At 42.0% G+C, this 25,264-nt stretch carries 22 protein-coding genes; 13 read left to right on the top strand and 9 right to left on the bottom strand.

Annotated elements, in window-relative coordinates; genetic code table 11:
* Positions 1-30: 30 nt before the first annotated feature.
* Positions 31-627: a GTP cyclohydrolase I FolE gene (gene folE / locus SJY28_RS10665; RefSeq protein ID WP_379544429.1), complete on the bottom strand. Its 597-nt coding sequence runs from the start codon at positions 625-627 to the stop codon at positions 31-33.
* Between the two features lie 542 nt (positions 628-1,169).
* On the opposite strand from folE, the gene SJY28_RS10660 reads away from it, so the two are divergent.
* Complete coding sequence (locus SJY28_RS10660; protein WP_101205004.1) at positions 1,170-1,979, top strand: enoyl-ACP reductase; 810 nt, start codon at positions 1,170-1,172, stop codon at positions 1,977-1,979.
* Between the two features lie 135 nt (positions 1,980-2,114).
* Positions 2,115-2,810: a YoaK family protein gene (locus SJY28_RS10655; RefSeq protein ID WP_379544428.1), complete on the top strand. Its 696-nt coding sequence runs from the start codon at positions 2,115-2,117 to the stop codon at positions 2,808-2,810.
* 93 nt (positions 2,811-2,903) lie between these two features.
* On the opposite strand, the gene SJY28_RS10650 is transcribed toward SJY28_RS10655, so the two are convergent.
* Complete coding sequence (locus tag SJY28_RS10650; RefSeq protein WP_166739249.1) at positions 2,904-3,056, bottom strand: hypothetical protein; 153 nt, start codon at positions 3,054-3,056, stop codon at positions 2,904-2,906.
* Positions 3,057-3,452: 396 nt separating this feature from the next.
* Here SJY28_RS10650 and SJY28_RS10645 point away from each other — a divergent pair, with 396 nt between their 5' ends.
* From SJY28_RS10645 to SJY28_RS10620, 6 genes are all read left to right on the top strand, one after another.
* Positions 3,453-4,874, top strand: a complete 1,422-nt coding sequence (locus SJY28_RS10645; RefSeq protein WP_379544427.1) for an SLC13 family permease — start codon at positions 3,453-3,455, stop codon at positions 4,872-4,874.
* 155 nt (positions 4,875-5,029) lie between these two features.
* Positions 5,030-6,028 carry an alpha/beta fold hydrolase gene (locus SJY28_RS10640; protein ID WP_379544426.1) on the top strand — a complete coding sequence of 333 codons (999 nt, stop codon included), beginning with the start codon at positions 5,030-5,032 and terminating at the stop codon, positions 6,026-6,028.
* On the top strand, positions 6,021-6,815 hold the full coding sequence (locus SJY28_RS10635) for a metallophosphoesterase family protein (RefSeq protein ID WP_379544425.1): 795 nt from the start codon (positions 6,021-6,023) through the stop codon (positions 6,813-6,815). The genes SJY28_RS10640 and SJY28_RS10635 overlap by 8 nt, the downstream gene beginning before the upstream one ends.
* An 85-nt stretch (positions 6,816-6,900) precedes the next feature.
* Positions 6,901-7,491, top strand: a complete 591-nt coding sequence (locus SJY28_RS10630; RefSeq protein ID WP_379544424.1) for a DUF1543 domain-containing protein — start codon at positions 6,901-6,903, stop codon at positions 7,489-7,491.
* Between the two features lie 206 nt (positions 7,492-7,697).
* Positions 7,698-11,972, top strand: coding sequence for an ATP-dependent RNA helicase HrpA (gene hrpA / locus SJY28_RS10625; protein WP_379544423.1), 4,275 nt, complete (start codon positions 7,698-7,700; stop codon positions 11,970-11,972).
* 140 nt (positions 11,973-12,112) lie between these two features.
* Complete coding sequence (locus SJY28_RS10620) at positions 12,113-12,718, top strand: class I SAM-dependent methyltransferase (RefSeq protein WP_379544422.1); 606 nt, start codon at positions 12,113-12,115, stop codon at positions 12,716-12,718.
* A 169-nt stretch (positions 12,719-12,887) separates the two neighbouring features.
* Here SJY28_RS10620 and SJY28_RS10615 read toward each other — a convergent pair whose 3' ends face one another.
* Both SJY28_RS10615 and SJY28_RS10610 read right to left on the bottom strand, forming a co-directional pair.
* A complete protein-coding gene (locus tag SJY28_RS10615; RefSeq protein WP_102091713.1) occupies positions 12,888-13,217 on the bottom strand; it encodes a hypothetical protein in 330 nt (109 codons plus the stop codon).
* 265 nt (positions 13,218-13,482) lie between these two features.
* A complete protein-coding gene (locus SJY28_RS10610) occupies positions 13,483-14,334 on the bottom strand; it encodes an AraC family transcriptional regulator N-terminal domain-containing protein (RefSeq protein WP_379544421.1) in 852 nt (283 codons plus the stop codon).
* A 166-nt stretch (positions 14,335-14,500) separates the two neighbouring features.
* Between SJY28_RS10610 and SJY28_RS10605 the strand changes: the two genes are divergently transcribed.
* On the top strand, positions 14,501-14,914 hold the full coding sequence (locus SJY28_RS10605) for an organic hydroperoxide resistance protein (protein ID WP_114700048.1): 414 nt from the start codon (positions 14,501-14,503) through the stop codon (positions 14,912-14,914).
* Between the two features lie 185 nt (positions 14,915-15,099).
* Here SJY28_RS10605 and SJY28_RS10600 read toward each other — a convergent pair whose 3' ends face one another.
* On the bottom strand, positions 15,100-16,017 hold the full coding sequence (locus tag SJY28_RS10600; protein ID WP_379544420.1) for a DMT family transporter: 918 nt from the start codon (positions 16,015-16,017) through the stop codon (positions 15,100-15,102).
* A 321-nt stretch (positions 16,018-16,338) separates the two neighbouring features.
* Here SJY28_RS10600 and SJY28_RS10595 point away from each other — a divergent pair, with 321 nt between their 5' ends.
* Positions 16,339-17,022 carry a DUF421 domain-containing protein gene (locus SJY28_RS10595; protein ID WP_379544419.1) on the top strand — a complete coding sequence of 228 codons (684 nt, stop codon included), beginning with the start codon at positions 16,339-16,341 and terminating at the stop codon, positions 17,020-17,022.
* Positions 17,023-17,179: 157 nt separating this feature from the next.
* Here SJY28_RS10595 and creD read toward each other — a convergent pair whose 3' ends face one another.
* The 4 genes from creD to pnuC form a co-directional block, all read right to left on the bottom strand.
* Positions 17,180-18,790 (bottom strand): cell envelope integrity protein CreD, encoded by a 1,611-nt coding sequence (creD, locus tag SJY28_RS10590; RefSeq protein WP_379544418.1) that lies wholly within the window; start codon positions 18,788-18,790, stop codon positions 17,180-17,182.
* Between the two features lie 159 nt (positions 18,791-18,949).
* Positions 18,950-19,474, bottom strand: a complete 525-nt coding sequence (locus SJY28_RS10585) for a TIGR00645 family protein (RefSeq protein ID WP_102093027.1) — start codon at positions 19,472-19,474, stop codon at positions 18,950-18,952.
* A gap of 78 nt (positions 19,475-19,552) precedes the next feature.
* Positions 19,553-20,140: an AAA family ATPase gene (locus tag SJY28_RS10580; RefSeq protein ID WP_379544417.1), complete on the bottom strand. Its 588-nt coding sequence runs from the start codon at positions 20,138-20,140 to the stop codon at positions 19,553-19,555.
* Entirely contained in the window at positions 20,112-20,822 is a 711-nt protein-coding gene (gene pnuC, locus SJY28_RS10575; protein ID WP_057760303.1) for a nicotinamide riboside transporter PnuC, read from the bottom strand. The genes SJY28_RS10580 and pnuC overlap by 29 nt, the downstream gene beginning before the upstream one ends.
* Before the next feature lie 296 nt (positions 20,823-21,118).
* Here pnuC and SJY28_RS10570 point away from each other — a divergent pair, with 296 nt between their 5' ends.
* The 3 genes from SJY28_RS10570 to lysS all read left to right on the top strand — a co-directional run bounded on the left by SJY28_RS10570 (position 21,119) and on the right by lysS (position 25,259).
* Entirely contained in the window at positions 21,119-22,264 is a 1,146-nt protein-coding gene (locus tag SJY28_RS10570; RefSeq protein ID WP_057760302.1) for a beta-ketoacyl-ACP synthase III, read from the top strand.
* A 234-nt stretch (positions 22,265-22,498) separates the two neighbouring features.
* A complete protein-coding gene (gene prfA / locus SJY28_RS10565) occupies positions 22,499-23,590 on the top strand; it encodes a peptide chain release factor 1 (RefSeq protein WP_057760300.1) in 1,092 nt (363 codons plus the stop codon).
* 130 nt (positions 23,591-23,720) lie between these two features.
* Complete coding sequence (gene lysS, locus SJY28_RS10560; RefSeq protein WP_296209946.1) at positions 23,721-25,259, top strand: lysine--tRNA ligase; 1,539 nt, start codon at positions 23,721-23,723, stop codon at positions 25,257-25,259.
* The last annotated feature ends 5 nt before the right edge of the window (positions 25,260-25,264 follow it).

Genomic DNA, 25,264 nt, shown 5'->3' with positions numbered 1-25,264 from the left:
TTCACAGCAGCTTAAGCAATTAACAGCGACTTAAAATGCTGGTTGACGCTTAGGTACAGCGCCTAAAAATTCATTACGGGCTTGATTATTGTGTTGATATTCGCCAAGCATCGCGGTGCTACGCGTGGTTGAATGCTGTTTGCTAACACCGCGCATCATCATACACATATGTGATGCATCCATAACGACTGCGACGCCGCGGCAGCCAGTAACATCCATGATTGTCTGTGCAATCTGCTCACTTAGGTTTTCTTGTATCTGCAAACGACGGGCAAACATATCGACGATACGGGCAAATTTTGACAGTCCCAGTACTTGGCCGTCAGGTAAGTAGCCGATATGAGCGACACCATGGAACGGTAGCATATGATGCTCACACAGTGAATAAAACTCAATGTTCTGTACCAGTACCAGCTCGCGATTCGCTGATGGAAACACAGCATCATTGACCACTTCATCTATACTTTGATGATAGCCTTGGGTCAGATGGGCAAAAGCCTTTGCAGCACGTACAGGCGTATCTAGCAAACCCGGACGATCTAAGTCTTCGCCAGTTGAAGCAATCAGTTGGCGATAAGATTCGGTACCTTCTTTATAATCTGGGGTTATGATGGGGGTGTTACTCATAAGTTTGGCAGCCATCCAAAATGTGGGTGTAGCTTAACGTTGAATCCTATCATGTGAGGATTCTTATAAAAATTGTGCAAGCTGGGAAGGGCTGTGATTATACTCGAAATCTGCTGAACTTCATACTGCTGTGGCTAGCAGTTGAGTCTTTAATCAATAAAGGAGTGCTTGGTACTTAATTGAAACGGTTGTAGTGTTAATATTCTAAGTGCAATTTTTCTCATAAAATAAGCAAACTACTATAGTCTGAGTATTTTATCTTGAAGCGTTGATGCTAAAATGCACTGTAATAACTCGCTAAAAATGCTTATTGTCGATACTATTTCAAGTGATGAGCTGCTATTAGTCATTTTGACGTTATTAGTTGTTTATATTAGTCAATCCAATAACAAGCACCAAATACAGTTTACGACTGTTTACTTAAATTAATTCGTGTATAATAACTCATCTTTTCATTTGTACTATTTAGTAGTCTCAATCTTCTAATTACTCTAAATTAATTCTTATTCTAAATCATCTCGATTGATTCAAAAGGAAATCTTATGCTACTGCAAGGACAACGATTTGTCGTAACTGGCATCGCAAGTAAACTCTCTATCGCTTGGGCTATCGCAGAAGCGCTGCACCGCGAAGGGGCCTCACTAATCCTGACTTACCCGAATGACAAAATCAAAAAACGCGTCGATATGGCCGCTGAAAAATTCGAAGCAGATTTGGTTCTAGAATGTGACGTAGCCTCTGATGAATCAATTGCTGCATGCTTTGAGCAAGTGACTGCTCACTGGGGCGACGGTATTGATGGTGTGGTACATGCCATTGGATTTGCACCGATGGATCAGTTGGATGGCGATTTTGTCAATGCCACGACTCGTGAAGGCAGTCATATCGCGCATGATATCTCTAGCTATAGCTTCGTTGCATTGGCTAAAGCGGCTCGTGAGTTACTAGCGATGCGTCATGGTTCTATGTTGACATTGACCTACGAAGGCAGCATTTCAGTATTGCCAAACTATAATGTCATGGGTATGGCAAAAGCCAGTTTAGAAGCCAGCGTTCGTTATTTAGCAACGTCTATGGGCGGTGAAGGTATCCGTGTTAATGCGATATCTGCAGGTCCTATCCGCACGCTAGCGGCTAGTGGCATTAAATCTTTCCGTAAAATGCTCGATATCAGCGAAAAAATTGCGCCACTACAGCGCAACATCACACAGACAGAAGTAGGCAACGCCGCATTGTTCCTATTGTCGCCTTGGGCATCTGGTATCACAGGTGAGATTATGTTCGTTGATGCAGGTTTTAATACAGTTGCTATCAGTGAGCAGTTGATGATGCTTGATGAACCAGCACAGTGATTGTTATAGATGATTCGTTTGATAATAGAAAAGACAGCCAATTGGCTGTCTTTTCTAGTTATACTATGAGTCTTTTTGGCTACGTGTTTTTTTTAGCATTGCGCTTTTTTAGCTACGTGCCTTTGAGCGAGGGATATGATAACCAAGTTACCAAAGTGGATACTATGGGGCGGGGCAGTATTGGCATTTAGTGCTGGTTGCGTGAATACGACGGCATTAATGGGGTTTGCCAATTTATCAGTGTCGCATGTCACGGGCAATGTAAGCTTGTTTGCAGCGGCTATCGCTCATTCAGACGCGCGTAGTATTTTATATATTGGTACCTTGTTGCTGTCCTTTTTGGCAGGGGCTATACTAAGCGGTTTTGTCATTGGACAGACATCATTGAAACTCGGTCGTCGTTATGGACGAGCGCTATATCTAGAAGCAGCGCTACTGTTAGTTAGCTATTGGTTGTATCAGCAGCATGATTACTTAGGGCAATTAGCAGCAGCAATGGCATGTGGATTGCAGAACGCGATGGTGGCAACTTATAGTGGGGCGGTCATTCGTACCACTCACTTAACAGGGCTGACCTCAGACATGGGTGCAGCAATCGGTAACTGGCTTGCTGGTCGCTCTATTAGTAAGCCAACCTTGGGGTTCCAAGCCATTATCTGGTATTGCTTCTGCGGTGGTAGTGCAGTAGGTGCTTTCTTGTTTGCAAAAGTCAGCTATGATGCTTTGTTTGTTCCCATCGCGATTGTGTCGACAGCAGCATTTATATATAACTATGTCTCAGACCATCTGCCAGAAGTGAGACAACCAAAAAAAGATAGGCGCTTATCATAGTGATAAACGCCTATCATGCCTGTTATTAACCGTATTGGTTTTTACATGTTTATTTAGGTGTAGAATAGCGAGCTGTTAAAACATGCTTTGGTCTTATTCTTTATGGTCTTCGTGCTCATGCATCCCTTGCATCATATCGAGCATAGAGTCGTCAGTACGTTGTTGATCTTCTTTGGCTAGGCCATCTTGATTGATGTCTTTTGGTGCCATTTTGGTCGTTGAGTCCGTTTTATTTGAGTCTGTCATAAAGTACTCCAGTATTTTTATTTACTTCTTAATAGAGATGTTTTAATTAAATCTTTATTTGTTGATGCTCGTATTTAGTAGCGCTTGGCTTTTATTTAACTTATCTAGTATGCAGTGTGGTTATAGTCTTGTACATATACAGAGTACACTTGTTTAGTGACTATGTGTAACTAATGCTGCAATCAACCATGCAGCTGATCACGTGGTTAACGACTAAGCTTACGGATTTCTAACATAAGTTGTAGAAAGACGAGTTTCGACGTATATATCTCAAGTGATGTCTGTAGATAATTAGATTTACCTCAGTGTTCATGTATTTATCAAAATACACTAACCAATAATTTATGTTTTATTTTTAGGTTTCTTACACCGTCTTTGATTCAATAAGGACATTCTATGTCAGAGCAAAAGCTAGATAGCCATCTTCCTAATGATGGCAATGAATATTTATTTACTGATACTTTCCCAAAAGGTACAGGCAAAGGGCTGATCGTTGTCGCGATTGCCGCGATTATTGCGTTGATTATTTACAATGTGTTGCCGTTCGACATCAATGCGAATAAAGGGTTAGCGTTGTTATTCTTTATTGGCGTGCTATGGCTCACTGAGGCGATACATGTCACTATCACTGCGATTTTAGTGGTTGTAGTTGGTACTTTGGTTGGCATTCCTGATTTTAATGCTGAAGTAGGTCTGCAGAGCTTTGCCAGCCCCATTATTTATCTCTTCTTTGGTGGTTTTGCCTTGGCTGCCGCGTTACATGTACAAAAGCTCGATAGAAAAATCGCGCTAAAAATTCTATCGTTGTCGGGCGGCAAGCTCAGTACAGCAGTATTTTTGATATTTGGTGTGACGGCATTCTTGTCCATGTGGATTTCAAATACAGCGACAACGGCAATGATGCTCCCATTGGCACTCGGTATTTTGACGCAAGTTGATAGTAAAGAAGATCGCGGTACTTTTGTGTTTGTACTGCTTGGTATTGCTTATTCAGCAAGTTTGGGTGGTTTGGGCACGATTGTCGGCTCGCCACCAAATGCGATTGCCGCAAAAGCATTGGATATCGCATTTGTTGATTGGATGAAGTTTGGTATCCCAATGATGCTGATACTATTACCAGTACTGTTGGGTGCGATGTATTTGTATCTAAAGCCGAACCTAAACCGTACTATGCAGCTAGAGCAAGATGAAATCATTCCTTGGACCAAAACCCGCCTATTAACAATTACTGTTTTCATTGTCACAGCAGCTAGCTGGATGTTGTCTAAGCAACTTGGTGCTGCAGTTGGTATTGAAGATACGGATGCCGTTGTTGCATTACTTGCAGCAGTGGCGGTCGTGAGTTTGGGTCTAGTTTCTTGGAAACAAGTATCAGACAATACGGATTGGGGCGTACTCATGTTATTTGGTGGCGGTATTGCGCTATCAAATATCCTAAAAGTATCAGGTGCGTCATTAGTGTTGGGCGAAACAGTTGCTAATGGCTTACAAACAGCGCCACTATTGGTGGTGATGCTTGCAATCTCAGCCTTTATTATTTTCTTGACAGAGTTTGCATCAAATACGGCTTCAGCCGCGCTCTTAGTACCTGTATTTGTGGCAATTGCCGAGCATATGGGTATACCGAGTGAGGTCTTAGTACTTATTATTGGTATCGGTGCGTCTTGTGCCTTTATGCTACCAGTTGCTACGCCGCCGAATGCTATTGTGTTTGGTACAGGTTTGATCAAGCAAACAGAGATGATACGTACAGGTGTCATCCTTAATATTATCTCTACTATCATCGTTGGGTGTTGGGCATACTTTTTCTTACTGTAGTTAAATAACTCATGTAGACACAGTCATATGTACAAATGCTAAAAACCCCAATGTTCAAGACAAATTGAACGTTGGGGTTTTTTATGGCTTATCATACGAGCTAACGGTATAGAATGTTTATCATTAACGTCATCTTATTAAATGGATTTGATCACATGACACAGTATTTATTGAAAGCGGTTATTCTCATAATACTAGGCGCAATTGCTGTGATAATGGTATTTATAGCAAAATACTGGGCGCCTGATCGTACCGTCGCTGAGCTAAAACAATGGCAACTACCTAATAGCGAATTTATAGACATACAAGGTATGCAGGCGCATGTAGTACAGTCAGCTAATTGTCATGCAAATCGTGACAATACAGCCGAAGAAAACCGACCTAAAACAATCGTTTTATTGCATGGAACATCGGCAAGTTTGCATACATGGGAGGGCTGGACCAAGGCGCTGTCTGATCAATACTGTGTCGTGAGCATGGATTTGCCAGGGTTCGGTTTGACTGGTCCTTACGTGGACGAGAGCACGCGATATAGCAGCGAAAATTATGCGGCGTTTGTCATTCAGGTGCTCAATCATTTGAAATTAGATCGTGTTACGCTAGCCGGTAATTCATTAGGAGGCAAGGTAGCGTGGCGCACCGCAGCTTTGCATCCTGAGCGTGTCAGTCGATTAATATTGGTAGACTCAGTTGGTTATCCAGCAACGCCAAAACATATTCCTATTGGTTTTAAACTTGCTAAATATCCAATGATGTCACCAATTTTAAATCGTACCCTACCCAGAAGTGTCGTCGAAAAAAGCGTTTTAAGCGTGTATGCCGATGACAGCAAAGTCGATGAGGAATTGATTAACAGATACTATGAATTGACCTTGCGCCAAGGTAATCGGCAGGCTTTGAGTCGTCGCCTAAATGAAACTGATGATGAGAGCGATCAATTGCAAATAAAGCAGCTAGACATGCCGACTTTGATCTTATGGGGTGCAAAAGATGATCTTATTCCTGTAGAAAACGCCGCGTTATTTCATAGAGATATGCGTAATAGTCAGCTTAAGATATTTGATAACTTAGGTCATGTACCGCATGAAGAAGATCCGTTAGCAACCGTTGACGTTGTAAAGCAGTTTTTGATTAGTGAGTCAGGAAATGGATAACTTAGAAAAGAAACAGATAACAACCATCGCTGCGATTTCAGATATTCATAGTAATGTCTACGCTCTTGAAGCTGTGCTTGCCGATATAAGATATCGAGATGTTGATCAGATTGTCAATCTTGGTGATATTTTATACGGGCCAATAGCGCCTCATACTACCTATGAGCTATTAATGGCAAATCGAGATGACATTATTACTATTAGAGGCAATCAGGATAGGCAGATTTATGAAGCCACTACGGCAGAAATTGCTAATAATCCAACCATGGGTTTTATTATCAAAGATCTCTCTAAAAAAGCAATTGAATGGATGCGGTCTTTGCCATTTGATTTTCATGTAAGTGAGGATGTATACCTCTGCCACGGTTCACCGACCGATGACATGATATATTTACTAGAGGATATCGAAACGGGTCAACCAATAGTGCGTAATGATGCGACTATATTGGCGTTACTCGATGGTATTGATAATGATGTTATCTTATGTGGTCACACACATATCCCACGAACAGTAGTACTGTCGTCAGGACAAACTATTGTGAATAGTGGTAGCGTTGGCTATCCAGCTTACGAAGATGATTTGCCTACTATTCATAAGATGCAAACTTATTCGCCTCATGCTAATTATGCTCTTATCAAGTGTATTGAGACTCAACAAGGTAAACATTGGCAAACAGAGCATGTCAAGGTGGCTTATAACCATGAAGCAGCAGCAAATATGGCCCTAAAAAATGGACGTGAAGATTGGGCATTTGCATTGAAGACGGGTAGAGTAGTTCCAGTATGACAGTACTTAAAAACATTCTATCCTAGCAATGACAGCATTACCTTTAGATTAACTATGGATTTTGGTTTAATAGAGATTACGTAAAATGCTAACACTATATATGGTTCAACTGGGCGGCCGTCCTAAAGGCCGTCTGATTGAGCAACACGATATTTTTTTTGGTGCAGCCAGTCAAGTGAGTGGCTTGATAGCAGATATCAATGAACATTGGCCTGAGGTAAAAAATAAATGGCATATAGATTCTTATCGAGCAATTACTAAAGTGGGTAATTACACCATCAAGTTAATTGAATCAAGTGAGCAAGTAGAGGCTGCTACTGACTTAAGGTTATTCTTTATCAATCTAGGTGGCTATCAGCAGGGCAGTTTTGAAGAATTTCATTACAAGCTACTTATCGTTGCACCTAACCAAGCTGACGCCATCAAACAAGCGAAGAAAAGTGATTTTTATAAGCAATTTACTTTGAAAGATGAAACGTCACCTTTTAATGCAGCTTCTCATATTGATGATAAGTTTGCAGTAGATATAGATGACATATATAACGTAAATGATCTTATCTCCAATGTTCAGCTTTCGATTGAGCCTATTAGTGATATAGATGAGCTGAATGCTAAAGAAGACAAAGAGTACGTCGGCTATCTAAGCATCAAGAATTTAAAGAAATTGGCGCTATAATAGGTTTATCTAAATTTTATAAAAGTAACCCAATACACGCCTGATTAAATGAACTTAATAGACAGCTTAAGTTTGGATACGTTCTGTAATGTGTGATAGTTTCAGCATTATTGATACAAGAGCAATCAGGACTCGACTAGCTTGAATCATACCCCAATTACCCCCATAATCTAACCACTTCTACATAATAAATAGCCTAAGTGAATATGCCCAATACTTCTGAGAATGAACCAAAAATGCCTAGTGAAAGCAGCGTTGAAGAAATAAATAAGACGACAAATCCAGATGACAGCCAATTGAATAACAAGTTCAGCGACGATAGAACTGCTTTTCAGACTAGCATTGCCTCTGATCTACCAGTTCTTGCTAAAGACAGCTATTACTTAAGCCGTCTTGAGCGAGAGCTGGCACGTGCTGCCGTGTCTAAGAATAAAAAATCTGATCATGATTCTGAGCAAAAGAATAATTCAGATGATGTACTTGCCAAGAAACGTGCTCAGTACGAGAAAATAAAGACACGTTCTCAAGAAGCTGTGCAGGCACGTATTGATAGTATTCCAAGTGATTTACCTGCCAAGCTAAATCTAGATCTACCCGTTAGCCAGCGCGCAGAAGACTTAGTACAAGCGATTATCGATAATCAAGTCATTATCGTCGCTGGTGAGACGGGTTCTGGTAAAACGACGCAGTTGCCTAAGCTGGCGATGCTAGCAGGACGCGGTATTACAGGGCAAATAGGGCATACACAGCCAAGACGATTGGCTGCTCGTAGTGTGGCAAACCGTATCGCAGAAGAGTTGGGTGAGCCATTAGGTAATACCGTCAGTTTTAAGATTCGCTTTAATGAGCAAGGAACAGCGCAATCTGTTGTAAAGCTCATGACGGACGGTATTTTACTAGCTGAATTGGGTCATGATCGGTTTTTGAGTAAGTACGATACGATTATTATCGATGAGGCGCACGAGCGTAGTTTAAACATCGATTTTATTATGGGTTATCTTAAAAAGATGCTGCCTAAGCGCCCAGATTTAAAAGTCATTATTACCTCGGCGACCCTTGATACCAAGCGCTTTAGTGAGTATTTCAGCCGTTATGACAATAAGCTCAAACGGCAAGTTCCTGCGCCTATTTTTAATGTAGAAGGGCGTAGCTTTCCAGTAGAAGTTCGTTATCGTCCGTTGACAGATGAGCCAGTGAACAGCTCAGAAGATGACAGCTACGATGATTTTGAAGAGAACCTGCCACGTGCTGTGGTCGCCGCTGTCGAAGAGTGCTTTAGCGATGCGCAGAGTAAAGGTCACGCCGATCAAGCTGATATTTTGATATTTGCTGCGACTGAAGCGGAGATTCGCGAAACGCAGGAAGTTCTTGAGCGTCATGGCCCGCGCCATACCGAAGTACTGCCACTGTTTGCACGGCAGACTTATGAAGAGCAGCAGCGTATCTTTCAGCCATCGGGTCGAGGTCGCCGTATTGTTATCGCGACCAACGTTGCTGAGACTGCATTGACCGTGCCGGGTATTCGCTATGTGATTGACTTGGGTTTTGCACGGATTTCGCGTTACTCGTATCGCTCTCGTGTACAGCGCCTACCGATTGAAGCAATTTCGCAAGCAGCGGCTAATCAGCGTAAAGGTCGCTGTGGCCGTGTTGCTCCAGGTGTTTGTATTCGTCTTTATAGTGAAGAAGATTTTAGTGGCCGCCCTGAGTTCACTGAGCCTGAGATTTTACGTACCAACTTAGCGTCAGTAATCCTGCAAATGGCCAATCTACGTCTAGGTAGTGTGGATGACTTTGAATTCATTGAGCCGCCTGATAGCCGATTGGTCACTGATGGTCATAAATTGCTAGATGAATTGGGCGCTATTACTTCCAAGAAAGATACCGCTGCTCAGGACAAAACCAACAAGCCAAAAGCGAGAAAAGGGCTTGATCACCTGCGCTTGACAGCAACTGGTCAGAAAATGGCACGTATGCCAATCGATCCAAGGCTGGCACGTATGCTGGTGGCTGGTTCTGACTTTGATTGTATTCGCGAAATGCTGATCGTTGTGGCAGCGCTTGCGGTACAAGATCCACGCGAGCGTCCTGCCAATAAACGTACACAAGCGGATCAAAAGCATGCGGTCTTCCGTCAAGACGACTCTGACTTTTTGTTTTATCTGAGTCTATGGAAGGCGCTGTTTGAAAAAGACGAAGACGGTAATAAACTGTCTGGTAATCAGCGTAAGCAGTTTGCTAAGAAAAACTATTTAAGTTTCCCACGTGTACGTGAATGGCATCAGACACACCGTCAATTGGTACAGATGGTCACTGAGCTGAAATTAACTGATGTCAATGAGTCAAAGGCCGCTGATAAAAATGTAGCTGTCAATGATCCGACTGCGATCGAAGACGAAGAGCTAAAAGCAGTCAAATATGCCAATCTGCATAGAGCGTTGTTGACCGGTTTATTGTCTATCATCGCGCACAAGACTGAAAGCCGCGGTGAGTATTTAGCTGCGCGTCAGCAAAAGGCCAAGATATTCCCAGCCAGTACGGTGTTTAAACAAATACCCCCTTGGGTGATGGCGTTTGAGATGGTGGAGACTTCACAAGTCTTTATGCGTACTGTTGCCAAAATCGAACCAGAATGGATTATCTCAGCAGCAGGTGACTTGCTGAAATATCATTACTTCGAACCACACTGGTCCAAGAAAACAGGACGCGTCAAAGCTTACGCGCAGATTAGTCTGTTTGGACTGATTATTATTAGTAAGCAGCTGACCAATTATGAGCAAGTTAACTTAGTTGAATCACGAGAGATATTTATTCGTGATGGCTTAGTGACAGGTAATTTTGGTCGCAATGCACCATTTTTGCAACATAACATGGATAAGATTGCTCATGTTGAGCGTATCGAAGACAAGCTGCGCCGCCGTGATTTGTTGGTAGATGAAGAGACGCTCTATCAGTTCTATGATAAGAAAATTCCTGAGCACGTTGCCAGTCGTAAAGCGTTTGAGGATTGGCGTGCAGAAGTCGAAAAGCATGATACCAAGCATCTATTCTTTACCGATGAAGATGTACTTAATAGCCAGGCGCCGACCACAGGGGACTTCCCAGAAGTGTGGAAGCTGGGCGATCTAAAGTTGCCGCTTCGTTATATCTTTGATCCAGCTAGTGATGATGATGGTGTAACCATACGTGTGCCGCTTGCCGCATTACCGCAGCTCGATGCGATTGAGCTACTGTGGGGTGTGCCCGGTTGGCGCTATGAATTGGTATTGCAGCTGCTCAAGTCACTGCCAAAGGAGATACGTCGTCAAATCGTACCGATTCCCAATACTGCAGACAGTTTGTTTGATGAGTTGCAGCCAAAGGGTGAACAAGGATTGCTGAAACAGCTATGTCAGGCGTTGCATCGTCGCGGTATCATGTCGGTGACGCCAGAGAACTTCAATCCATCTACGATTGATCGTTATTTGCAACCACAAATCTGCGTTGTCGATGAGAAAAACCGTATCATCGAAAAAGGCCGTGACTTGCAAACCCTACAGATTCGTCATGCATCTGAGACCAGTCAAGCGGTAAATGAGCAGCAAGGCGTGCATACTGAGTTCCCTGAGCATTTTGCTTTTAGTAAAAACCATCATAGCGCAGGCGTGGTAATGAAGCAGTTTGCGGCGCTTGTCGCTGATGAAGCGGGAGAAGCTGTATCGATTCATCAATACACTGATGTCAATGCAGCACTTCAGGCCCATCGTATCGGGGTGCTGACTTTAATCAAAGGCAAACTTGGTGCAAAGAAAAAGCAGCTAACGAGCCAAATCGACAGTATATTTAAACTGGCATTTGCGCCACTTGGCGACATGGATAAACTCAAAACGATTGTTATAGATGCTGCGTTAGACGCGGCTCTCGAAGAGCACTACGTCTTATTTGATCACTCTGAGAATTTACCAGAAAGCGCCGATGACATCGCAGTTGGATTGAGCGAGGAGCTACCGTTTACCTCTGAAGAGTATGCCCAGACTCTCGAAGTGGTAGTGAATAACTTCTTATTAACTGGTCAAAGCGTCATCAAAACGCTTAAGAATGTCTACACTCGTTGGCAGCGTATTCGCCAAGGACTACTGATGCTAGATCGCGAGATATTTGGTGAGTCTATCGATGATATCGAAGATCAGTTAGAAGATTTACATTTGGCTGATTTTGTTTATCGGATGGATTACAGTCATTGGCAACAGTACCCACGTTATCTCGAAGCGCTACAGATTCGACTAGAGCGTCTGGAGCACAACCTCGATGCTGACCTCGATGGTGTTTACGCGCTTGACTTGCATATGGAGCGGCTAGCAGGGCGTGCGGACAAAGAAGCCATCAGTGAGTATCGCTGGATGGTGGAGGAATACCGTATTCAACTGTTTGCCCAGCCTATGAAAACTCGTATGGCAGTATCGCCCAAGCGTCTAAGCAAGATGTGGGATAAGGTGAGTTAGGCTAAGTTTTAGGTTTGTATGGTACGTTATGTTATAGAGCACACATTGATCTTAAGATATGGGCTCTATAACTAAGCGTTCTAAATGCCATATGTTACCTACTAAATTAGATATCAATCTCAAATGGAAGGACGATTAAAATGTGGGATGAACGCTATAGCGGCACAGAGTTCGCATTTGGTACCGAACCTAATGATTTTTTGAGAGAGACATTTGAGCAGATACCTGTAGGTGGACACGTACTTTGTCTAGCAGAGGGCGAGGGTAGGAATGCAGTATTCTTAGCTGAGCAAGGCTTCGAGGTGACTGCGATGGATATGTCCGAAGTAGGGTTAAATAAAGCGAACAAGTTGGCCAAAGATAGAGGCGTAGCTATCACCACCCAAGTAGTTGATTTAGCACATTACGACTTTGGTCAGGATAAATGGGATGCCATAGTTTCTATCTGGGCACACGTGCCTGAAACGGTACGTCAATATGTACATGCACAAGTTAGCGCTGCTCTCAAGCCAGAGGGAGTATTTATCGTCGAAGCTTATACAGAACGACAGCTTGGAACAGAGGCAGTCGGTGGACCACCAGCCAGTCAAAGGGAACGTTTTGGCGCTTTAAAGAACTTTCAAAATGAGCTTGTAGGTCTGAACGAAGTGGTTGGTATAGAGAAGTTGCGTATGGTATCAGAAGGAAAACGGCATCAAGGGCTTAGCGCTGTAGTACAGTTTGTTGGCAAAAAAGCCAGAAACTAGCCGTTGTAAGTTAAAGCTATTAGTAGCTATATACATAGTTAGAGAAGATAGTTTGCAAACTATCTTCTCTATGAGCTATTGAGACTTAATGTCTGACAATTAGTGACGGGTATTTAATGACTAGTATTTAAGGATTGGTACTTGATAATTGATACTTAATGATTGGTACTTAATGGCTAATCTTTTCTGTCAGTACACCCATGCTATAAAGTACATAGGCAATCACAGTTAATGCGACGATAAATGGAGTAAGCATCCAAATCACAATATTAATCAAAAGTGATGGTAACAATCCATTAAACAGCTCAATATCTGGTGCGAAAAAATCGGTCATAACATCGACTGCACGCTTAGCAATAGGGAATAGTAAAGTGCTGAAAGCTAACATATAAATGTACTTACTAAAGCCAGGGTCACTCATGACCACCATAAAGTAGAACACTGTAAAAAACGTGATGCCAAGTGCCCAACATTTGAGAGTGTAGCTTAAACGAATCATGTTATCTCCTCCCTAAGCTTTCTATTGATCGCTTTACATCGATCGTACGCAGAGTAAAGCTGCTCCTATACATTCATTATTTTAAATATATATAATATGTTATAATACGAATATATAGTCACGTCAACCAATTTTTTCTATTTATTCAAAATACTCCATAAATAATTCAACTTAAAAATGATATTTTTTGAGGAAGAATTCCATAGATATAACAGGAAATAGCCTAAGCGGATCAAATTTATTCTATTAGAAAGTAAAATTATAACTACAACTCATTACTCGGGCTCACACCAAACAATCGCTTATATTCTCGGCTAAACTGACTAGGGCTTTCATAGCCAACTTGCATCGCTATTTGTGATATTTGCGCCCCATGCATCTTAATTAAGCGTCTAGCTTCCATTAAACGTAAGCTTTTTTGATACTGTAACGGACTCAGTTGGGTTATTTCTTTAAAATGCTGATGGAACCCTGAGACACTCATGCCGCATCTACTAGCTAAGCTCTCAACCATGATAGGTTCATCTAGATGTGCCTTTATCCAGTCAGTTGCTTGGGCAATACGGTGTGTATGGCTACCTCTAACGACCAATTGCTTAAGTTTGTTGCCTTGCTCAGCCAAGAGTAGGCGATAGTATATTTCTTGTTGAGTTAAAGAAGCCAGAAAATCAATATCGTTTGGATAATCAAGCAAGCGTATCAATCGCTCAAACGCGTCCATTATGGTGTCATCTAAGTGCCACTTTATCCCTAAATGACTGCCTGCTACTGGTTGTGTGGTCGGGATTTGAGCTAAGACATCTCTAATCATGGCTAAATCTAATTTCATTGATAAAACAATGACAGGGTTCTTTATCGAAGCGTGTTTAATATGCATACTTAGCGGTATGTTAACTGGACAGAACATCAAGTTACTATTATCAAACCTTTGACAGTCAGCACCCAAATAAATCTCTCGTTCACCTTGCAGTACAATACAAATACTTGGCTCTTGAATATAACTCACGGCTTTGCTTGGTTTGTCCGCGCAGTAGAAGAACAAACCTGAAACAGCAGATTCGATGGTTTTATTTCTAGGTAGTACTGCTAAAAGTTGGTCAATAGTCGTTTGATTCATCACGAGTGCTTATTTTATAAGATTGCCTGATAGTATAAATATTTGTAGGATTAGGCAAGAGTTATAGAGGTTTGTTCTAACGTATAAGTGCAGAGGATTCTATAATAATTTCATCGCAAAAGCGTAAGTACGACCTCTAATAATATGAAACAAGGAATAATTACTCATGAAAATATTTTATAAAACGCGCGCAACCGCTACTGGTGGACGTTCTGGCCATACTGGATTAGACGATGGTTCGTTAGGATTTGACTTGGTATCTTTTCAAGAGCAAGACAAAGAAGGCGTGAATCCAGAACAGCTTTTTGCTATGGGTTACGCAGCTTGTTTTGATAGCGCTTTGAGCATGACAGCACAGCACATGAAATTGCCTGTTACCGCTTCAAAAACCTCTGCGCAAGTGGGTATCGGTATGAAAGCTGACGGTAGCTACAACTTAGAGATAGAGTTGTCTGTAGAAGTATCAGGTATTGATGAAGCGCAGGCGCAGCAGTTGATCGAAGCCACGCATCAGGTGTGCCCGTATTCTAATGCTACTCGCGGTAATGTCGATACTCATCTAGAAGTGACCGTTGTCTAAGACTGTTGTTTAAAGGCTATTGTTTAAAAGCTGTTGACCATAGACTAGCAATATTAAAATAATAACTCATATACTCAAACGCCCCGATTTATAAGAGTTGGGGCGTTTTATGTTGTCCAGTAACGTAATTAGCTGGAACCTTTTTTGAGAAAATTGGCTAATGCTAGGTTGTTAATGGCATTATTTTATACCGGTACTTTTTTATTTAAGGTAAACACCAAGACCGCGCCCAAAATGACTGTGCTTGCAACTATAAATGGCATAGTTAACTGCTCAGATAAAAACACCACACCTAGCAATGCAGCAATCACAGGGACACATAGCTGAACGATAGCGGCTTGTGTGTTTTTCAATAGTGGCATCGCTGTATACCAGATACTATAACCCAACCCTGAGGCGATTGCTCCTGATGCACAGGCGAGTAGTACACCTTCAGTGGTGATGTCCTCCAAATTGATATTTTTCAAACCTAAGTCATCTAGATACGTCATACCTACCAGTAATAGTATAGGCACAGCGACTAAGCTACGCACAAAGTTAAACCCTGTTGCTCGAAGCGGTGAGATACATGATTTGCCACGTATACTGTATACTCCCCATGCTATGCCGCTCATAGCCATTAACGCTGCCGCTAATGGTGACGGTATGGCAGCCGATGGCAACATCAAATACACGAATCCTGCCACTGCAACGACAAACGCTAACCATTGTAGCGCGCTGAGCTGTTCTTTTTTATAGATACCCCAGCCAATCATCGTCAGCTGAACCGCTGAAAACAAAATCAATGCCCCAGTGCCAGTATCCAGCTCTACATACGCAATTGAAAAGCACAGCGCATAAATCACCAAGCTGAGACTACTTAACCAACTGCCTTTATCATTTAATATAGCGTGGACAGTAGAGTTGTCATGATTGGACGTTTGGCGTCGCAGTCTGTAAGCATGTACAGTCATGATAACGCCTAGACAGGCCGTCGCACTTACTAGCCTGATGATTGTAAAACTCCAAGCGTCGATATAGCCTTCTGCTAATGCCATTCGGCAAAACAGGGAGTTTGCGGCAAAGGCGATTAACGCAATAATGGTATAAATAGTGGCTTTCAAAAGTAATTCCTACAATGAATAAATGGCACAAAACAGGCAAGCATAGAATTTTAGTTTTAGGTCTTGAGATACGCTGTTATAACGGTCGTTTTTTTTAGCAAAGATAATAGATTTATAACTTATTAATCTATTCGATAGCTGTCTCACAAGACAGGATATTTTGTCGTACTTATGGCAAAAAGTCTCTTTTAAATCAGAATAACGATAGTTGTATTGACGATAAGGTCTAAAAATAGGGATGATGTGCTTCGCGTCAAACGAACTATTAGAACAACATTCATTAAACACAATAAATCAGATAAATAAATAGGAAAAGATAGTATGAATTGGGCAAGTATTTTTATTTATGACACAACTTGGTTATTTGCCTTTGAAATCTTAATACGTGTCACTGTCATGTTTGTATTAATTATCACATTTTTACGATTCACTGGTAAGCGCGGCGTCCGTCAGCTCTCTATTTTCGAGCTGACCATTATTTTATCGTTGGGCTCTATTGCAGGTGACCCTATGTTCACTGAAGACCTGCCTATTATCCAAGCAGTACTAATCATGGGTACGGTCATTTCACTCTATAGGCTCTGTACTTGGGCGATGATGAAGTTCCAGCCTTTTGAGGACCTACTAGAGGGGCGCTCAATGTATATTGTAGAAGATGGCATGCTGGTGCTTGATAAGATTAAAAAAGGGGAGATGTCACACGATGAGTTTTTTGCTGAAATGCGCCAACAAGGGGTTGAGCATTTGGGTCAAGTGCGTACTGGTTTGCTCGAAGCTGATGGCAATTTTAGTATTTTATTGCACACATCTGAAAAAACAGACTACGGGATGCCGCTTTTCCCTAAGCAATACCGACCGGTCGAGCAAGTAGAAGCAGGGGTTTATTATGCTTGTATGTATTGCGGTTACGTCAATGAAATCTCTGACCCTAACCAATGCTGCCCACGCTGCGAGGATAATTGCAATAACTGGGCTAAAGCGTTAAACAATCATATCGTCAAATAATATTATTACCTGGCTGCCTTAGCTCAGTTGATAAGCTAAGGCAGCCAAGTGCTTTTTTCAAAGTGTCATATAAAAACCTTTCATTTACTGACAGTTTGTTTGACTGGTTTCATAAAGTATATGGGTTAAGTGGCATGCATAATTTACGTGACTTTATTTAGGTAACTTTATACCAGTCAAGTTTGCGAGTCATCACCATCACGCAGGCAAGTATCACAAAGCAGAATATCGCACCCAGTAATAGATTGAGATCTTCTGTACTTAAAATACCAAAAAATGCAGCATATAGTCCAGCAAGTGTCGCGGTAAAGATTACTGCCCGTTTCAAACCGCCAAATACATAGTAACTATACCAACCGATAAGCCCAACACAAGCACTGGCTGCTACCATATAGGCTTGCCAAAATGCGATTTGTTCTGCAAGCGGCAGTAATAAGACATAAAAGACAAATAGTGCGCAGCCGACGAGTAGATACTGAATAGGATGGATGCGACTTGATTTAAGCACTTCAAATAAAAAGAAAGTACCAAACGATACCAACATTAATAGCAAGGCGTACTTCATGGCTCGTTCAGTTTGTAGATAGACATCGTTGGGGCTTGCAAAACTAACGCCAAAGCTGTTTAGCAGAACACTTTGATTGCTGCTAGCTACTGTCGCACTGTCTGCCGTCAGACCTCTTGATGACTCAAACGAATCAGGATTGTACGAATGACTATCGGTATTGAGTGTTGATTCACTTATGACAGTACATCGATGGTTAGGCGCGCTGAGACATTGAGAGAGGTATTGGTTATTGGCAACAGTTAAATACTGATTTTGCCAGCTGGCATCGAATCCTTTAGCGGTAATGCTCTTAGTATTTGGTAATGCTTTACCGATGAAGTTTGGTGTCTGCCAGTCACTGTGCATAGACAGAGTAAAGTTCTGCCCAGTTGGTACAGTCGTCACACTACTAATGCCAGCTAATGGCAAGTCGATCACAATATTGAGCGCTTGATTGTCTTTAGGATTAGATAACTGGCTATTTACCTCTGATTTATCTAAATTTATACCCGCTGAGCTTGTGGCAACAAGGCTGTCTTTATTATTTTGGCTAGTAGGATTTTTTAATTGCTCCAATACGTCTTTAGGAATATCTGCTTCGACATAGCTTAAGTTCTCTATCATTGGTATCTGCGGATAGTTTGCTGCAATCGTTTTTTGATTGATTGTGACAGTAGGCAGGGTAGCGACACCGCGCAAATCAGACACGGGAATGATCAGTTTTGCCTTATTCCAGTGGGTAATGGTTTTGGCTAGTTGTGTCTTATCTGCATCATCGTCAATTGTAGTGCCAATCTGATCTAAATTTTTTAAAGTCTCATCAAGCGTATAACTCTGATCGAATGTCAGCTGACCATCATAGCTAGTAGCGCTATAGATACCGCGTTTATAAGTGTCTGTGTTTACTTTTAGGTTTTGTGCAGCCTGCGTCTGAGAGGCAAAAATCGTCTCAATTTTCGAGTATGACGGTTCGCATTTGCTCTTTATATTTGGTGTATCAGATGCATTTGACTGACATTCCGGTGTGACTGTCGTGGGAATAGCGATAAATGGATTAATCACTTCTTGTGGATTGACATGCTGCTCGCTGATTTCTTTTATCACTGATTCTGCGTAGTATTGTCTCTCGTATATGATATCGCTAATCATACTGAGACCAATCGAAAAAACGATACAAAGTCCTACAATGATGGATAACTTAGTCAATAATGTTTTTTGCATGTGGTCGCCTCCTAAGTGTCTTTAATCCACAGCTGCCGAGATAGCAGACTGTGGCTTTAAAAGACATTATAGAGAGGGCATGAAGAGAAGATGTGCAGGAAATATGGAATAACTGTGAAAGGGTGAAAGTTGATATTTTCGGATAACTACTTTCAAGTGTTAATGCTTTTTCGTGTCGCCAACGACTTTATCCATAATAGCGAATAACAAGCCAGACAATACAAAGGTCATATGAATAATAACCTTCCACATGAGTTTGTCGGCATCAAGTTCACTCATTCCGCTAGAGATATCCATAAAGGATTTTAAAAGGTCAATTGCCGAGATAGCGACGATCGCTCCGATGACTTTGAGCTTTAGACCAGAAAAGTCCACTTTGCCCATCCAGCTAGGACGATCATCATGAGTGCCAGTATCGATTTTTGAGACAAAAATTTCATAGCCACTGAATATAATGATAAGCAATAAACTGGCAACCAGAGAGATATCAACCAATACCAATATATCTACAATCACACTGGCTTCAGAGGCCGTCAAAATGTCAGCGAACATGTGCCATAGCTTTTGGACAAACTTAATAAATAATAAAATAATGCCTAACACCAACCCTAGATAAAAAGGTGCCAGTATCCAGCGGCTATTAAATATGGTTTTTTCTAAGTAAAGCTCAAACTTCTTTAGCATGGGTATCTCTTAGGTTTCAAATACAAAAAGTCTTAAAGACACAAGTATGAATAAGTTTTTGGGTATAGCTATTTAGCTTTAGTCAGGCGATATTTTATCTATATTAGCGAGCTGCGCTACTACTTGCTGAACGCGCTCTTTTCTATCGCCACTAATGCGTTGGAATGATTTCTGATGCTTGATTAATTGACTGGCGAAATAGTTGCTTATCTCATCGCGTTGATGCGGACTGTCTCGCAGGTCATCAGCCACCCATGGCGTATCAACATCAGTCAATAATATCAAATCATAATGATGGGCCAATGCTGCTTGCTCAAGGGCAGTAGGGCAGTCGCCATAATACCAATAAGAATAAACCATCAGCTCAAACAAACTGGTATCGCAAAACAAATAATGACTGGTGTTAGACGTCTGATCGACTTGTTTGGCTAAGATATTCTCTAGTGTAATCTGCCCCTGTGCGATAGGGAGCAGATCTTCCCAGGTACAAGTCAGGCGCTCATCATCCCATTTTTCCTGTAAGTAGGTACGCATATATTCTGACACCCATGGACTATCGAAATGCGCGGCCAAATCACGACATAAGGTCGTCTTACCCGTACTTTCTGCCCCTAAGACCGCGACTTTGATGACGGGTTTAGGCGTATGCTGCTCGAGGTTGTACACGGTAGCGTCGTTGCCATTCATAGTATGCCCAGATTGCGATAAGAGTGAAGACTACATATTGTAGCGCGGTAAAAGTAAAACCTTTATAGAAGTATAGCGGTACCGATATCGCATCAGCGATGATCCAGAGTATCCAATGCTCAATCTTGCGCCGTGCCATGAGCCACATAGCCATCAGAAACAAAGCTGTGGTGAGCATGTCAGTATAGTCGACCCAAGTAAATAGATGGATTCCAAGTACCGCACCATCGAAACTAAAGCCATTATTAATCACTGGACGGAAATAATAAACCAAGCCTACAAAAGCTATCGTTCCCGCTGCCAAAGCAGAAAGTATCGGGATGTCACCTGCATGTAAATGTTCAATACGGACATTATTGGCATTTGACTGCTTGTGCTCAACAGAATGGTTTTTCTTGTTCTTTGACCAGTTAATCCAGCCATACAAGCTCATCACGGTATAGTAAGCATTGATGAACATATCGCCAAACAGCTGCCACTTCCACAGTAGGTACACAAATATAGCAGTGCTGACCAGACCGATAGGGAAGACTAAAATATTGGTTTTGCTGGCGAGTAAGACACTTGCTACGCCGAAGACAACGGCAATCAGTTCAAGAATGATGAATATCGTAGAGTAGTCAGCGTATTGACCAAATAACCAGTTGAGAAGTTCTGCCATTAGCATTCCTAAGTATGAGCGTGTATCAATGTTCTGAATAATTAAGAGAGTTCGATGAATAGTACGGAATAAAATGATGCTAATTATAACGTAGCTACCGAAAAAGGACGGCAGTCTTTGCTAATTTATGGCAAGAAACATATTATTTGTAACAAAGTATTAGAAAAATTATAATATTCAGGCATAATAAACACACTGATTTTAAGTTTACAGTTATTCACTGAATTTGAATGGCTATTATTTTTCCACTTTTATGCTTATTCCAAGCACCACAGTAGTAGACAAGGAAGCTTATCATGACGACTTGTATCACAGGCACTGGTCTTTATATCCCACCTTACAGTATTAGTAACGAAGAGCTAGTTGAGTCATTTAACCAGTATGTTGAAAACTATAATACTGAACATGCTGAAGAGATAGCTGCAGAGACAGTGACGGCACTTGAGCCTTCTTCAGCTGCCTTCATCGAAAAAGTATCTGGTATCAAATCACGTTATGTGATGGAAAAAGAAGGTATCTTAAATACTGAAATCATGGCGCCAGTTATCCCTTACCGCAACTTGGGCGAAGAGTTGTCAGTCATGGCCGAAATGGGTGCAGCAGCACTTAGAGATGCTTTGGCTGATGCTGGACTTGAGGCCAACGACTTAGATGGTATCATCCTTGCTTGCTCAAACTTCCAGCGTACTTATCCTGCGGTTGCTATCGAAATCCAGAACGAAATTGGTATGATTGGTGGCTTTGCTTATGATATGAACGTTGCGTGTAGTGCGGCGACTTTTGGTCTATCACAAGCACATGGTTCTATCATCTCTGGTTTGGCCAAGCGTATTGCTGTGGTCAACGTTGAGATTACCTCAGCGCATCTAAACTGGCGTAACCGTGACAGCCACTTTATCTTCGGTGATGTAGCGACCGCTTCTATCGTTGAAGAGTTAGATACGCCAAAAGGTTATGAGATTCTAAACTCTAAGCTATTTACTCAGTTTTCGACTAACATCAAAAACGAATATGGCTTTATGGATCGCTCAGAGTATCTAGCAGCACAGACTGAAATGTATCCAGATATCAAAGCACCGGTTACTGATAAGCTATTTTTGCAAAACGGTCGTAAAGTATTCCGTGAAGTCTGTCCAAAAGTGTCAGAGATTATCACTGAGCACTTGCAAGAAAACGACATCCCAACGTCTGATGTTAAGATGATGTGGTTGCATCAAGCCAATGCCAATATGTTGGATTTGATCCTGCGTACCGTAGTCGGTAAAGATGCCGATAAGTCGATTGCCCCAAGTGTTATTGCTGAATTTGCCAATACCAGCTCAGCGAGTCCTATGATTGTATTCCATCGCCACAAAGATGACCTAGTATCAGGCGATTTGGGCGTTATTTGCTCATTTGGTGCCGGTTACTCTATTGGTTCGGTCTTGGTTCGAAAGGTCTAATGCTTTAACTACCTGTCTTGATAAAAATAGCTAAGAATATTCTTAGCTATTTTTTTGTCTGTCGTTTTTGCTATTGAAATTAAGTCGTGACATCTAAATATAAACAGAGATGTTTGAGAAGATAACATCAAGATTACCGACAATATCAACAAGAATGATTAGAGGTTTTAATTTACCCCAAAAAATTTGCTATAATCACGGGCTTATTCCTCTTATCCAATTAAAAGTCCTTTTATGAAAGAATCCTTACGCCTGCGTTTAGACCAGATGGTAGACCGTTATGAAGAGGTCACCGCTTTATTATCAGATCCTAGTGTCATCAGTGATAATAACAAGTTCCGTGAATTGTCTGTTGAGCACAGCGACTTGATGGAGATTACGACGCTGTGGCAAAACTACGTGGGTGCAGAAACGGATCAGGCCGATGCAGAAGCGATGCTAGCCGATGCAACAGATCCTGACATGAAAGAGATGATGATCGATGAGATTGAGAGTGCGCGTGATACCATCGTAGAGATGGAAGAAGCGCTCAATCTGATGATGCTACCAAAAGATCCTAACGATAAAGTACCAGCATTTTTGGAGATTCGTGCTGGGACAGGCGGCGATGAAGCAGCGATTTTCTCTGGGGATTTGTTCCGCATGTACCAAAAATACGCGCAAAGCCAGGGCTGGACGCTAGAAGTGCTCTCTGCAAATGAAGGTGAGCATGGTGGTTATAAAGAAATCATCACTCGCGTATCTGGCAATAGTGTATATGGTCGCTTAAAGTTTGAATCGGGCGCTCACCGTGTACAGCGTGTCCCTGAAACCGAGAGCCAAGGTCGTGTTCACACATCAGCTTGTACGGTTGCGGTCATGCCAGAAGTTGAGATTGATGATACCGTCGATATCAATCCTGCTGATATTAAGATGGATACTTTCCGCTCAAGCGGCGCTGGTGGTCAGCACGTGAACACGACTGACTCTGCTGTACGTTTGACGCATATTCCGACGGGTACCGTGGTAGAGTGTCAGCAAGAGCGCAGCCAACACAAAAACCGTGCGCATGCTATGAAGATGTTGGTCTCTAAAATCCAGCAAGCCAAAGTACAAGCACAGGTAGATGTGGCGGATTCTATACGTCGTGACTTGGTCGGTAGTGGCGATCGCTCAGAGCGTATCCGTACCTATAATTTTCCACAAGGTCGCATGACCGATCACCGTATCAACCTTACCTTATACAAGCTCGACTCCATTATGGAAGGCGACTTGGATGAGATTCTTGATGCACTATTACGTGAGCATCAGGCTGATTTGATGGCCAGTATCGGTGGCAATGACTAGTAGTTAGTCTGTAAAAGCACCAACAGTTTTATCGTTTTTATCACCGTGTCTGTTCTTATAATAATAAGTATTGATTTAATTTTTCTGTTTTCGTTTATCCATTTAATTACCTAAAAATATTGAGAGTGTTATGTCAAAGCACAATAATCAGAACCAAGATCAAACCCCAGTCGTAGAAGATGCTAACGAGCTAATCGCACAACTGCAAGCCAAGCTAGATGATATCAGTGCTTCAGGTAAACAGCCGTATCCTAATACGTTCAAACGCACTGATTATGCGCAAGACTTACAGACGGCTTTTGATGGTGTCTCAAAGCAGGAAATTGAAGAAAAAGCAGCAAATGGTGAAAAAACACAAGTAAACGTGGCAGGTCGAGTCATGCTCAACCGTGGTTCGTTCATTGTGATTCAAGACATGACAGGCCGTATTCAGCTATATGTAGCACGTAAAGAGCTTGATGAGGAAACGCGTGCGAGCATTAAATCACTAGATTTGGGTGACATCGTTGGTGTATCAGGCTATATCGGTCGCTCAGGTAAAGGCGATTTGTATGTGCATATTGAAGAAATTACGCTACTGACCAAATCACTACGTCCAATGCCAAACAAATTCCATGGTTTGGCTGATGTAGAAGCGCGCTATCGTAATCGTCATCTTGATTTGATGACCAATGAGACGACTCGTAATACCTTTATGGTTCGTAGTCAGATCGTTAGTGGTATTCGTCAATTTATGCTCAATGAGCGTTTTATGGAAGTTGAAACGCCAATGATGCATCCGATACCAGGCGGCGCAGTAGCTCGTCCGTTTGAGACACATCATAATGCATTAGACATGCCTTTATATCTACGTATCGCGCCTGAGCTTTATCTTAAGCGTCTGGTTGTTGGTGGGTTTGAGAGAGTATTTGAGATTAACCGTAGTTTCCGTAATGAAGGGGTTTCAACCCGTCATAACCCAGAATTTACCATGATTGAGTTCTATCAAGCATACGCTGATTATCATGACTTGATGGATTTGACTGAGCGTCTGTTTAATCAGTTAGCAATAGATGTATTGGGCACAACAGAGCTTACTTATCAAGAAGAAGCCATTAGCCTAAAAGCACCATTTGCTCGTCTATCAATGTCTGATGCGATTGCAAAATATGCTGAAAACTTTGACATGGCGCGTATCAATGATCGTGAATACCTAGCAGAATATGCATCTACGACACTTAAGCAACAAGTCAAAGATGTGTTCGGTGTGGGTAAACTACAGACGATTATCTTTGAAGAAACGGCTGAGCATCAATTACGTCAGCCAACGTTCATCACTGAATATCCTGCTGAGACATCACCACTAGCGCGCCGTAGTGATGACAATCCTGAGATTACCGATCGCTTTGAGCTGTTCGTTGGTGGTCGTGAGTTGGCCAATGGCTTTAGTGAGCTTAATGATCCAGCAGACCAAGCCGAGCGTTTCCGTGGTCAGGTTGCTGAAAAAGACGCGGGCGATGATGAAGCTATGCATTTCGATGAAGAGTATATCGAAGCATTGTCTTACGGTCTGCCACCGACAGCCGGTGAAGGTATTGGTATTGACCGTCTAGTAATGCTATTTACCGACTCTGCTAGTATCCGTGATGTGATCTTGTTCCCGCACATGCGCCGCAAACAAGACAGCTAAGATGG

This window comes from Psychrobacter sp. R86515, from assembly GCF_042466315.1.
Lineage (GTDB): Bacteria > Pseudomonadota > Gammaproteobacteria > Pseudomonadales > Moraxellaceae > Psychrobacter.
Note: the sequence above shows the minus strand (reverse complement) of the source record. Positions and strands in the feature narration are given on the sequence as shown.